The 11,956-nt window shown below is 60.1% G+C and carries 12 protein-coding genes; 7 read left to right on the top strand and 5 right to left on the bottom strand.

The window, feature by feature from the left end; all coding sequences use genetic code 11:
- Positions 1-44: 44 nt before the first annotated feature.
- From ACCD02_RS01070 to ACCD02_RS01085, 4 genes are read right to left on the bottom strand one after another with little or no spacing between them, the layout of a single operon-like run.
- On the bottom strand, positions 45-776 hold the full coding sequence (locus tag ACCD02_RS01070; RefSeq protein WP_413298091.1) for an amino acid ABC transporter ATP-binding protein: 732 nt from the start codon (positions 774-776) through the stop codon (positions 45-47).
- Complete coding sequence (locus ACCD02_RS01075) at positions 763-1,413, bottom strand: amino acid ABC transporter permease (RefSeq protein WP_413298092.1); 651 nt, start codon at positions 1,411-1,413, stop codon at positions 763-765. Before ACCD02_RS01075 ends, ACCD02_RS01070 begins: the two co-directional genes overlap by 14 nt.
- On the bottom strand, positions 1,410-2,075 hold the full coding sequence (locus ACCD02_RS01080) for an amino acid ABC transporter permease (protein ID WP_413298093.1): 666 nt from the start codon (positions 2,073-2,075) through the stop codon (positions 1,410-1,412). Before ACCD02_RS01080 ends, ACCD02_RS01075 begins: the two co-directional genes overlap by 4 nt.
- 36 nt (positions 2,076-2,111) lie before the next feature.
- The gene (locus ACCD02_RS01085; protein WP_413298094.1) at positions 2,112-2,897 is read right to left on the bottom strand and encodes a transporter substrate-binding domain-containing protein; all 786 of its coding nucleotides are present in this window, start codon (positions 2,895-2,897) and stop codon (positions 2,112-2,114) included.
- A 335-nt stretch (positions 2,898-3,232) separates the two neighbouring features.
- Between ACCD02_RS01085 and ACCD02_RS01090 the strand changes: the two genes are divergently transcribed.
- The 6 genes from ACCD02_RS01090 (at position 3,233) to ACCD02_RS01115 (ending at position 10,427) form a co-directional block, all read left to right on the top strand.
- Positions 3,233-3,937: a FadR/GntR family transcriptional regulator gene (locus ACCD02_RS01090; RefSeq protein WP_413298095.1), complete on the top strand. Its 705-nt coding sequence runs from the start codon at positions 3,233-3,235 to the stop codon at positions 3,935-3,937.
- A 121-nt stretch (positions 3,938-4,058) separates the two neighbouring features.
- A complete protein-coding gene (gene trxA, locus ACCD02_RS01095; RefSeq protein ID WP_081564805.1) occupies positions 4,059-4,388 on the top strand; it encodes a thioredoxin TrxA in 330 nt (109 codons plus the stop codon).
- 233 nt (positions 4,389-4,621) lie between these two features.
- On the top strand, positions 4,622-5,881 hold the full coding sequence (gene rho / locus ACCD02_RS01100) for a transcription termination factor Rho (protein ID WP_259101221.1): 1,260 nt from the start codon (positions 4,622-4,624) through the stop codon (positions 5,879-5,881).
- Between the two features lie 85 nt (positions 5,882-5,966).
- Positions 5,967-7,922, top strand: a complete 1,956-nt coding sequence (locus tag ACCD02_RS01105; RefSeq protein ID WP_413298096.1) for an acyltransferase family protein — start codon at positions 5,967-5,969, stop codon at positions 7,920-7,922.
- Between the two features lie 70 nt (positions 7,923-7,992).
- The gene (ubiD, locus tag ACCD02_RS01110) at positions 7,993-9,459 is read left to right on the top strand and encodes a 4-hydroxy-3-polyprenylbenzoate decarboxylase (RefSeq protein WP_413298097.1); all 1,467 of its coding nucleotides are present in this window, start codon (positions 7,993-7,995) and stop codon (positions 9,457-9,459) included.
- Complete coding sequence (locus ACCD02_RS01115; RefSeq protein ID WP_413298098.1) at positions 9,459-10,427, top strand: CDP-6-deoxy-delta-3,4-glucoseen reductase; 969 nt, start codon at positions 9,459-9,461, stop codon at positions 10,425-10,427. Before ubiD ends, ACCD02_RS01115 begins: the two co-directional genes overlap by 1 nt.
- Positions 10,428-10,433: 6 nt before the next feature.
- Here the strand turns inward: ACCD02_RS01115 and ACCD02_RS01120 are convergent, their stop codons facing one another.
- Positions 10,434-10,916 carry a sn-glycerol-3-phosphate transporter gene (locus ACCD02_RS01120; protein ID WP_413298099.1) on the bottom strand — a complete coding sequence of 161 codons (483 nt, stop codon included), beginning with the start codon at positions 10,914-10,916 and terminating at the stop codon, positions 10,434-10,436.
- 285 nt (positions 10,917-11,201) lie between these two features.
- On the opposite strand from ACCD02_RS01120, the gene ACCD02_RS01125 reads away from it, so the two are divergent.
- Entirely contained in the window at positions 11,202-11,876 is a 675-nt protein-coding gene (locus ACCD02_RS01125) for a gamma-glutamylcyclotransferase (protein ID WP_413298100.1), read from the top strand.
- The last annotated feature ends 80 nt before the right edge of the window (positions 11,877-11,956 follow it).

The raw sequence follows: 11,956 nt of genomic DNA on the forward strand, positions 1-11,956 counted from the left end.
CCTGCCGCCAACGCGAAGCGCGTCAGCGGCCCTCAAGCGAAGGACTATTGCTCGGTGGAACCGATGAAATTTGCCAGCTCCGGGGTCTTCGGATTGGCCATCAACTCTTTCGGATCACCGACCTCATGCACCTTGCCCTGATGCATGAACACCAGTTTGTCGCCGACTTCACGGGCAAAACGCATCTCGTGGGTGACCATGATCAACGTCATGCCATCAGCGGCCAATTGCCGCACAACGCTGAGCACCTCGTTGACCAGCTCGGGGTCGAGGGCCGAGGTGATTTCGTCGCACAGCAACACCTTGGGCGACATGGCCAGCGCCCGGGCAATCGCCACGCGCTGTTGCTGGCCGCCGGACAGCCGGTCCGGGAAGGCATCGAATTTCTCGCCCAGACCTACCCGTTCGAGCATGCGCCTGGCCAGCTTGGCCGCGTCCGGCCGGGAGACCTTCTGCACCACCTGCGGGGCCAGCATCACGTTCTCGCCGACACTCAGGTGCGGGAACAGGTTGAACTGCTGGAACACCATGCCGACCTTCTGCCTGAGCGAGCGCAGATCGGCGCGGGCGGCATCCAGGTATTCACCATCGACTTCGATGACGCCGTCGTTGATCGATTCCAGGCCATTGAGGGTGCGCAGCAGCGTACTTTTGCCCGAACCGCTGCGGCCAATGATCGCGACGACCTGGCCTTCCTCGACCGATAGATCGATGCCTTTGAGAACGTGATGGTCGCCGTAGTATTTATGCAGGGCGGAAATTCTAAGCAGAGGCATGCAGTCTCCTTTCCAGGTAGCGGGCACTGAGCGACAAGGGGTAGCAAAGCAGGAAGTAGCCCAGGGCAACGAAGCCGTAGACCATGAAAGGTTGAAAGGTGGCGTTGGCCAGCATGCTGCCGGTCTTGGTCAGCTCGGTGAAACCGATGATCGAGGTCACGGCCGTGCCCTTGACCACCTGCACCGAGAAGCCGACTGTCGGCGCCACGGCGATACGCAGGGCCTGAGGCAGGATCACATAGCGCAGTTGCTCGAAAGGCGTCATGGCCAGGCTGGCCGAAGCTTCCCACTGACCACTGGCGATGGATTCGACGCAGCCACGCCAGATCTCCGCCAGATAGGCACTGGTGAACAGGGTCAGCGCCAAAGCGGCGGCAACCCAGGGCGAAATATCGAAACCGATCAGCGCCACCCCGAAGAACACCAGGAACAGCTGCATCAGCAGGGGCGTGCCCTGGAACAATTCGATGTACACCCGCGCCAGACGTCGCGGCAGCTTTTTTTCAGAAATGCGTGCGGTCATCACCGCAAGGCCGATCAGACCGCCGCCGACAAAAGCAACCAGCGACAGCGCCAGGGTCCATTGCAGGCCGGTGAGCAGGTTGCGCACTACGTCCCAAAGAGTGAAATCCATCAACCTCTCCTCGATATATAGCGACGCCCGATCCAGGCCAGCAGTTGGCGGATCAGCAACGCCATGCACAGATAGATCAGCGTGGTAACGATGTAGGTCTCGAAGGCACGGAAATTACGCGACTGGATGAAGTTGGCGAAGAAGCTCAACTCCTCAGTGGCAATCTGCGAACACACCGCCGAACCGAGCATGACGATGATGATCTGGCTGCTCAACGCCGGCCAGACCTTGCCCAGCGCGGGGATCAGTACCACGTAGCGGAAGGCTTCGAAACGGGTCATGGCCAGGGCCGCCGCCGCTTCAAGCTGGCCGCGGGGGATGGCCTGGATACCGGCACGGATAATCTCCGTGGAATAGGCGCCCAGGTTGACCACCATGGCCAGCACCGCCGCCTGCCATTCGGAGATCTGTACTCCCAATGATGGCAGGCCAAAGAAGATGAAGAACAGCTGCACCAGGAACGGCGTGTTGCGGATCAGCTCGACATAGACCCCGAAAATGGCCGAGAACGGCTGAATCTTCCAGGCCCTGACGATGGCGCCGACGATGCCCAGGGCAACCCCGAGCAGCGTACCGATGGCCGTCAGCTCCAGCGTGAACAAGGCCCCGCGCAACAACAGGTTGGCGTTTTGCAGGACCGGTAGAAAGTCGAAGTGGTAAGCCATTGGCAGTTCCCGGACGCAGAGATCAGAGCGTGGCGATCAAAGATCGGCTGGCAGAGGTTGCTTGAGCCAGGTCTGGGAGTTCTTCTCCAGCGCACCGTCAGCCTTGGCAGCGTTGAGGATCTCGTTGACCTTGGCGAGCAGCTCAGGCTGGCCTTTGTTCACGCCGACATAGACCGGCGAATCCTTGAGTTTCACTTTCAGTGCCGGAATGCGCTTGGGGTTCTTCTCGCTGATGGCGACCATCACCACGTTGCCGCTGGCGATCAGATCGGTCTGGTTGGCCAGGTAGGCCGCGATGGTGGAATTGTTGTCTTCGAAGCGCTTGATGGTCGCTTCTTTCGGCGCAACGGCGGTCAGCTCGATATCTTCGATAGCACCACGGGTCACGCTGATGGTCTTGCCTTTGAGGTCATCAACACCGGCAATGGCCGCCTCGGGCGGGCCGAACACGGCCAGGTAGAAAGGCGCGTAGGCGCGGGAGAAGTCGATGACCTTCTCACGATCAGGGTTCTTGCCCAGGCTGGAGATGACCAGATCGACCTTGCCGGTAGTCAGGTAAGGAATGCGGTTGGTGCTGTTGACCGGGGTGAGCTCCAGCTTGACCTTGAGCTGATCAGCCAGCAGCTGGGCAGTATCGATATCCAGACCGCGCGGCTTCATGTCCGGGCCGACCGAACCGAATGGCGGGAAGTCCTGAGGTACGGCGACCTTCAAGGTGCCACGTGCCGTGATGTCGTCCAGGCCATTGGCGTGGGCAGGGGCCTGGCTGAGCATCAGGCTGGCAAACAGAGCAGAGAGCAGGGCGCTGTAACGCTTGGTCATAGGAAATCTCCGGTTCGTGCGAAAGAGGGTTCGTTGCAATAACCAGTGCAGTGCACAGCCCATGCCATTCATGCGCTTTTGCCATGATCTGTTTTCCGTAGGAGCTGCCGAAGGCTGCGATCAGGCCCGCAAGGCCGTCACGAAAGCCATGCAACAGACACGCTGCGCGCGCCATCGAAGCCTAGGGCAGCTCCTACAGGTCAGACCAGTCAGGCCATCTACGCACTGCTTTGAGGCACCTTAAAGCCCCGGCGCGCCACGCTTGGGCGTCACTTGCCGGATGACCCGGATATCTATAAAAGGGGGTTTTCCCGGACTGACCAGCCTGAACAGTTATGCATCAGAATCCGATCGCAGTACCCGAAACAGCCTTCCGGGCAATCCGCAAACTGATTGCCGAGCATGGCTATCAACCCGGCGACAGCCTGCCCTCACAGCGGGACCTGGCGCTGTTGCTGGGTGTCAGCCGTGCTTCATTGCGCGAAGCATTGTCGTCGCTGAGCGCCCTGGGCCTGGTCAGCGTGCAGCCGGGCAAAGGCGTATTCGTCCAGTCGCTTTCTGAACCAGAACAGCGCAGCAGCGGTTTTTCCTGGCCGTTCGCCGCCCAGGCCTCGCCTTCTGACACGTTTCAACTGCGTTACGCCCTGGAAGGCTTCGCTGCCGGCCTGGCCGCAGTGACTCTCACTGCCGATGAACACGACGTGCTCGAGGACAATGTCGAAGCCATGCGCCTGGAGCTGCGCGCCGGTGATTTCGATGCCGCGGCCAGGCTCGACTTCGAATTCCACCGACATATTCTCGTTGCCAGTGGCAATCAGGCCATTCTGGGGATCATCACGGCAGGCGCGGACATTTTTCTGGAGAGCCAGAAGCTACCGTTCATCCGTGCCGGCAGGGCCATGGAAACCTGGCAGGAGCACCGCAAGATCCTTCGTTCGCTCAGCCGCCATGCCTCCGGGCCCGCGCAAAAAGCCATGCAGGAGCATATCCGTGGCGCGGCGCTACGCACCGGGATTGTCTTCACGGCACCCACTGGCTGAACAGCGCCATAACGCCACTCATGCATAGCCATAGTAAGGCTCAATGATCATCGGCTTCCTGTACAGGACGAGGCCCGCTATGATGGTGCACGTTTTTTAGCCTACGACCTCGGAGAATTTCATGAGTAGCGACCTGATCAAACACGTTAGCGATGCGAGCTTCGAAGCCGACGTCCTCAAGGCTTCCGGCCCCGTGCTGGTGGATTACTGGGCTGAGTGGTGCGGTCCATGCAAAATGATCGCTCCCGTGCTGGACGATATTGCCGGTACTTACGAAGGCAAATTGACCATCGCCAAGCTGAACATTGACGAGAACCAGGAAACCCCGGCAAAGCACGGCGTGCGTGGTATCCCGACCCTGATGTTGTTCAAGGACGGCGAAGTCGCGGCGACCAAGGTCGGCGCCCTGTCGAAATCGCAGCTGCAAGCATTCCTGGATGCAAACATCTGATGATGCCTAAAGCCCCGCAAATAGCGGGGTTTTTTCGGGATTCGCACTAGACGTCCTGAAAATCAAGTGTTAAATTCGGCCCCGCAACGGTTTCTCCGCTGCCCCCTGCTAGCCGTCGCCGACGCTCTCCTTTCGATGCTTGTTCGCGATCCTTTCGCCTTCTCTGCGGCGCAGCCTCTTTAAGCTCCCAAAAGCTTAATTTCTCCCTCCATACATGATTACGTCATTCCCATATGAATCTGACTGAACTCAAGCAAAAGCCGATTACCGATCTGCTCGAAATGGCCGAACAGATGGGCATAGAAAATATGGCCCGTTCGCGCAAGCAGGATGTGATTTTCTCCCTGCTGAAAAAGCACGCCAAAAGCGGCGAGGAAATTTCCGGTGATGGCGTGCTGGAGATCCTCCAGGACGGCTTCGGTTTCCTGCGCTCCGCAGACGCTTCCTATCTGGCCGGCCCTGACGATATCTACGTCTCGCCAAGCCAGATCCGTCGCTTCAACCTGCGTACGGGCGACACCATCGTTGGCAAGATCCGCCCTCCGAAGGAAGGCGAGCGTTACTTCGCACTGTTGAAGGTCGACACGATCAACTTCGACCGTCCGGAAAACGCGAAGAACAAGATTCTGTTTGAAAACCTCACGCCACTGTTCCCCAACGTGCGCATGAAGATGGAAGCCGGCAACGGTTCCACCGAGGACCTCACCGGTCGAGTCATCGACCTGTGCGCCCCGATCGGCAAGGGCCAGCGCGGCCTGATCGTTGCTCCGCCAAAAGCGGGCAAGACCATCATGCTGCAGAACATCGCGGCCAATATCACGCGCAACAACCCGGAAGTTCACCTGATCGTGCTGCTGATCGATGAACGTCCGGAAGAAGTGACCGAAATGCAGCGCACCGTGCGCGGCGAAGTGGTTGCCTCGACTTTCGACGAGCCGCCAACCCGTCACGTACAGGTTGCCGAGATGGTGATCGAGAAGGCCAAGCGCCTGGTCGAGCACAAGAAAGACGTCGTCATCCTGCTTGACTCCATCACCCGTCTGGCCCGCGCCTACAACACCGTCATCCCGAGCTCCGGCAAGGTTCTGACCGGTGGTGTCGATGCTCACGCCCTGGAAAAACCAAAGCGGTTCTTCGGTGCAGCACGGAACATCGAAGAAGGCGGCTCGCTGACCATTATCGCCACCGCGCTGGTTGAAACCGGCTCGAAGATGGACGAAGTGATCTACGAAGAGTTCAAGGGTACCGGCAACATGGAGCTGCCTCTGGATCGCAAGATCGCCGAGAAGCGCGTTTTCCCGGCCATCAACATCAACCGCTCCGGCACCCGCCGCGAAGAGTTGCTGACTGCCGATGACGAGCTGCAGCGCATGTGGATCCTGCGCAAACTGCTGCACCCAATGGACGAAGTCGCAGCCATCGAGTTCCTGATCGATAAGCTCAAGCAGACCAAGACCAACGACGAGTTCTTCCTGTCGATGAAACGTAAGTAATCGGCTGAACGGCTCGATAAAAATGGTGTCCTTAGGGACACCATTTTTTTTGCTTTTTTTTGGCAGCGGCGACAGGGAGTCCTCTATGCATACCTTTGGCAATCGACGCGACATCGACGGCCTGCGGGCGCTGGCGGTCATTCCCGTGGTGCTGTTTCATTTCGGCTTGGGCGGGGTGAGCGGCGGCTTTGTCGGCGTCGACGTATTCTTTGTCATTTCCGGCTATCTGATCACCGCTGTGATCTGTCGTGAGATAGCGGCAGGCCGCTTCAGCTTCGTCGACTTCTGGGCGCGCCGGGCCCGGCGCATCATCCCGGCCTTGAGCGTGGTCATGCTCGCGGTCCTGGCCGTGGGCTGGCTGTTGCTGACGCCCCACGATTATTCGCAGCTGGGCCGCGCCGTGCGCTACCAGGCCATGTTTATCTCCAACATCCTGTTCATGCGCCAGGACAGCTATTTCAACCCCGCTTCGGACTTCAAACCGCTGCTGCACACCTGGTCGCTGTCGGTGGAAGAGCAGTACTACATTTTCTTCCCGCTGCTGCTGGTGCTGCTCAGCCGCTATATGCGCCATTGGCGCTGGCTGCTGTTCGGGCTGTTGCTGGTGTCGTTCGGGCTTAACGTCTGGGTGATCAAACGCGAACCGGACGCAGCGTTCTTCCTGTTGCCCATGCGCGCCTGGGAACTGCTGTGCGGAGCGATGCTGGCCGTGTTGCCGCCGCTAACGCAAAGACCCAGGCCCTGGGTCTTTGAGGCCGTCAGCCTGACCGGCCTGCTGGCAGTATTGTACGCCCTGTTCTTTTTCGACAGGGACACGCGGTTTCCCGGCTGGGCTGCGCTATTTCCTGTGTCAGGCGCCACCGCGATGATCTGGGCCAACGGCCAGGCGTCGACCGTCATCGGCCGCCTGCTCAGCCTGCGCTGGCTGGTGGCGGTCGGGTTGATCTCCTATTCCCTGTATCTGTGGCATTGGCCGATCTTCGTTTACGCCAATGCCATTTCGGTCGACGGCATGCAGCCACTCGAGGCCTGGGCCTGGATCATTCTCAGCGTGGTTCTGGCCTGCCTTAGCTGGCGCTTCATCGAGCTGCCGTTTCGCGAGAAGCAGTTTTTTGTCAGCCAGCGTTCGATGCTTTCGGCAGGTCTGGTTTGCCTGTTGGGGGTGGGTTTGGCGGGCCAATGGATTCGCTCCGTCGATGGCGTGCCCGCACGCTTGTCAGGCCAGGCCATGCGCTACGCCGAGGCTCGGGACTGGCAGCAAGGGCAAATGGATTGCCTGTTGCAGAAGGACAGCCCGGATCTGGGCAAAATCTGCCGCCTGGGCGGCGACGAAAACACGCCGCCCGTGCAACTGGTCTGGGGCGATAGCCATGCTGCTGCGCTATTACCGGCCATTCAGGCTGACGCTCGGCGCTATGGCATTACAGTCTGGCTGGCGAGCCTGTCCGGCTGCCCGCCGATCCAGAGCAGTGAAACCCGTGACCAGTGCCAGGACTTCAACGCCCGTACCCTGGAAGCCGTCAAGCAACACAAGATTCATGACGTGATCCTCGCCGCGCGCTGGAGCCTGTACCTCTATGGCGAAGAAGATGGCGATCGCGAGCACGTGCTGTATCACCGCGACAGCGTGCCTGATGCGGAACAACAGGTGGCACGCGACCTGACACGCATGATTGCCAGCCTGCGTGCCGCCGGCGCGCGGGTGTGGATATTCAAGGAGGTGCCGCTGCAACGCCAGGGCACCGTGGCCCGCCTGAGCAGCCTGGCCATGGTCGGGCGGTCCGCCGAAGCGGTCGGGCGACCTCTGGCCGAGCATCAGCAGCGCCAACACTTTCTCGCCCCGCTGTTCAATCGCCTGAGCGTGCAGGATCCGCAAGTGCATGTGCTCGACCCCGCGTCCCTGCTGTGCCAATCGGGCGTCTGCCGGGCCGAGTTCGACGGTTATTCACAGTACATGGATGAAAATCACCTCTCGGACAAGGGCGGCGAGCGCATGAAGCCGCTTTTGGCCCCGATCTTCTTGAGTGAAAACGCCCGTTAGCACGCGTGAAGGCTGGCGCCATGCTTCAGAGCAGGTAGGATGTGCGTCTATTTTATGAGTGGCCGGGTTAATGAAATTCAACGACCTACGCGATTTCGTGCAGCAGCTAGAGCAGCGCGGAGAGCTGAAACGCATCCAAATGCCCATTTCCCCTGTGCTGGAAATGACCGAAGTCTGTGACCGGACCCTGCGCGCCAAGGGCCCGGCACTGCTCTTTGAAAACCCCACAGGCTTCGACATCCCTGTACTCGGCAACCTGTTCGGCACCCCCGAGCGCGTGGCCATGGGCATGGGCGCCGAGTCGACCGACGAACTGCGCGAGATCGGCAAGCTGCTGGCCTTTCTCAAGGAGCCCGAACCGCCCAAGGGCTTGAAGGACGCCTGGTCCAAGCTGCCGATTTTCAAGAAAGTCATCGCCATGGCCCCGAAAGTGGTCAAGGACGCGCCTTGCCAGGAAATCGTCATCGAAGGCGACGACGTCGACCTGGGCATGCTGCCGGTGCAGACTTGCTGGCCTGGTGATGTCGGCCCGCTGATCACCTGGGGCCTGACCGTCACTCGCGGGCCGAACAAGGAACGGCAGAACCTGGGCATCTATCGCCAGCAGGTCATCGGCCGCAACAAGGTCATCATGCGTTGGCTCAGCCATCGCGGCGGCGCGCTGGACTTCAAGGAATGGAAGGACAAGCATCCTGGCCAGCCATTCCCGGTGGCCGTGGCACTGGGCGCTGACCCGGCGACCATTCTCGGCGCTGTGACGCCAGTGCCGGACAGCCTCTCCGAATACGCTTTCGCCGGGCTGCTGCGGGGTAATCGCACCGAACTGATCAAATGCCGTGGCAACGACCTGCAGGTTCCGGCCAGTGCCGAAATCGTCCTGGAAGGTGTGATTTATCCCGGCGAAATGGCCGACGAAGGTCCGTACGGCGACCACACCGGCTATTACAACGAAGTCGACAGCTTCCCGGTGTTCACCGTGCAGCGCATCACTCATCGCATCAAGCCGATCTACCACAGCACCTACACCGGTCGGCCGCCGGATGAGCCGGCGATTCTCGGGGTAGCGCTGAACGAAGTGTTCGTGCCGATCCTGCAAAAGCAGTTTCCGGAGATCACTGACTTCTACCTGCCGCCCGAAGGCTGCTCCTACCGCATGGCCGTCGTGACCATGAAGAAGCAGTACCCCGGTCACGCCAAGCGTGTGATGCTGGGTGTGTGGTCGTTTTTGCGACAGTTCATGTACACCAAGTTCGTTATTGTCACCGACGACGACATCAATGCCCGGGACTGGAACGACGTCATCTGGGCCATCACCACACGCATGGACCCCAAGCGCGATACGGTGATGATCGATAACACGCCCATCGACTACCTGGACTTCGCGTCCCCGGTATCGGGGCTGGGGTCGAAGATGGGGCTGGACGCAACGCATAAATGGCCGGGTGAAACGACTCGCGAATGGGGTCGGGCTATCGTCAAGGACGAGGCCGTAACCCGCCGGATCGACGACATCTGGAATCAGTTGGGAATAGATTGATGCGCGTAACCTTGCAGCCATCGGGCGCAGTGCTGGAAACCTTGCCGGGTGAGCGGATTCTCGATGCCGCCCAGCGTCTGGGCTACGAATGCCCACAGAGCTGTCGCAATGGCAATTGCCATGTCTGCGCGGCACTGCTGGTCTCGGGCCAGGTCAGCCAGAACGGCGAGACGCTTACCCATGGCGAGATCTACACCTGCGTCTCCGAGCCGCTGCAAGATTGTGAGCTGCTGTGGGACGGCATTCTTGCGCCGGGCGAACTGCCCGTGCGCACCTTTGCCTGCCAGGTGAGCGAGTGCCTGGAGGTCGGCGGCGACGTCTGGCGCGTCGGACTGCGTGCGCCCGCGGGCAAGGCACCGCGCTATCACGCCGGCCAGTACCTGATGATCCATCGCGAGAACGGCGAGAAGTCAGCGTTCTCCCTGGCCAGTGCACCTCACAGCGGTCGCGACCTGGAAATGCACGTACTGGTGCGCGAAGCCAGCGCCCAGAGCCTGATCGAACAGCTGCAGCGCACCGGTATCGCCAAGGTCGATCTGCCCTTCGGCGACACCCATCTGGCCGAGTTGCCCGACGGGCCGCTGGTGCTGATCGCCGCCGGAACCGGCATGGCGCAGATGCACAGCCTGATCGAACACTGCCGCGCCAAGGGCTTCAAGCATCCGGTACATTTGTACTGGGGTGTTCGTCGCCCGGAGGATTTCTACGAGATCCGTCACTGGGACGAATGGAAAACCCTGCCCAATCTTTACCTGCACAAAATCGTCAGCGACCTGTGCGGCTGGGAAGGGCGCTGCGGCATGCTTCACGAGGCCGTCTGCGAAGACCTGGCCGATCTGTCCGGGGTCCACGTCTATGGCAGCGGCTCACCGGCGATGATCTACGCCACCCTCGACGCGCTGGTGGCAGCGGGCATGGATGCGCACCAGATGCGCGCTGATGTGTTCGCCTATGCACCACGCGGCTAAGCACCTCTAGAAACGCAGACCCAGGTTGATGATCGCGGCAGAAGTACCCAACAGCGCCGCTTCTGCCGTGACGGGGCCCAGCGTCAAGCCCAACGCCGGAATCACTACCGGCGCCACGCCAAGGCGGTTCAAGGGTATCTTGTCGCGATGCTTGCCTTTATAGCCGTGCAGCAAGCCGCCACTGACCTTCAGGTAAACCGGATAACCAGCGCTGTCGAAGCGCATGCCGCCGTAGGCGTAGAACGAGCGCTGATCGAACGAGTTGCGGAAGGTCGCCGCGCCATACAGTAAACCCGATGCCTCGTTGCGTTCCAGGCCGATCAGGTTCTGTCGATTGTTGTGTTCGGAATCAGGGCTGAAATGACGGGTATAAACGCTGGTCTGCACCTGCCAGAACGCGCTGTCTTTGTTGGCATGGGCCTTCTGCGCCACACCACATAACAGTATCAGTGCCACAACGAGCACAGCTTTCATCTCTCCACCCCGCATATCGATTGCAAAAGGGCGGCTTTATAAACAAACCGTTTATTAACTCGAAAGCTGACAACTCATCTAAATGCGTAGGAAATTTCCCAAATTTGCGCCAAGCGGGAGATTTACTGGATTACTAATTGCATCATGCATTTTTGAATCGATTCAGCGTCAAAGCGTGACTGATGGCTTTTTGAGGCTGTCTGATAGTCACATAGCCAGCAAACTTCCTGGCTGCCGCAACGCCCGTTTTTCTAGCGCATGGAACGCTACAACTGGTCACGCTTGATCAGGAGGAGCCCAATGAATAACCAAATCAATAGCTTGGCAACGGCTGTGCACGACGGCCTGGGTTTGACTTATCCGCCGGTCATCGACCTCGGCCCGCAGCTGACCCACGAGCAATTGATCCATTCGATGGAAACCACCCTGCAGCGCCATCATGGTGGCCCGGTCTGGCTGTTCGCCTACGGCTCACTGATCTGGCGCCCCGAGTGCTCTGCCGTAGAGCGCCAACGCGGTCGCGTGCACGGCTACCATCGCGGTCTGTACCTGTGGTCCCACGAACATCGCGGCACGCCGGAACAACCGGGGCTGGTCTTCGGCCTTGATCGGGGCGGCTCATGCAGCGGCTTCGCTTACCGCCTGCCGGAAGAAAACCTCAAGGAGTCGCTGCTCGCGCTGTGGCAACGGGAAATGCCCTATCCATCCTATCGCCCGCACTGGCTCAGCTGCCGCCTGGAAGACGGCCGCCGTGTTCAGGCATTGGGCTTTGTTCTGGAACGGCACCTGCCCAGCTATGCTGGCAACCTGCCCGACAGCGTACTCAGTCAGGTGCTGGCCAGTGCCAGTGGCCGTTACGGCACCACTCGCGACTACGTCGAACAGACCGCCAGCGCTCTGCGCAGCCACGCCATGCCGGATCTGAATCTGGAAGCCCGGCTCAAGCGCTGCCGGGTTGATTGCCAGACGGTGTAATGCAAACACAGAACCTCATATGGGACCGGCTTAGCCGGGAATGCGACGGCATGATCGATACATTTCTATCGTCTGCCATA

The sequence above is a fragment of the Pseudomonas sp. Pseusp88 genome (assembly GCF_047303955.1).
Lineage (GTDB): Bacteria > Pseudomonadota > Gammaproteobacteria > Pseudomonadales > Pseudomonadaceae > Aquipseudomonas.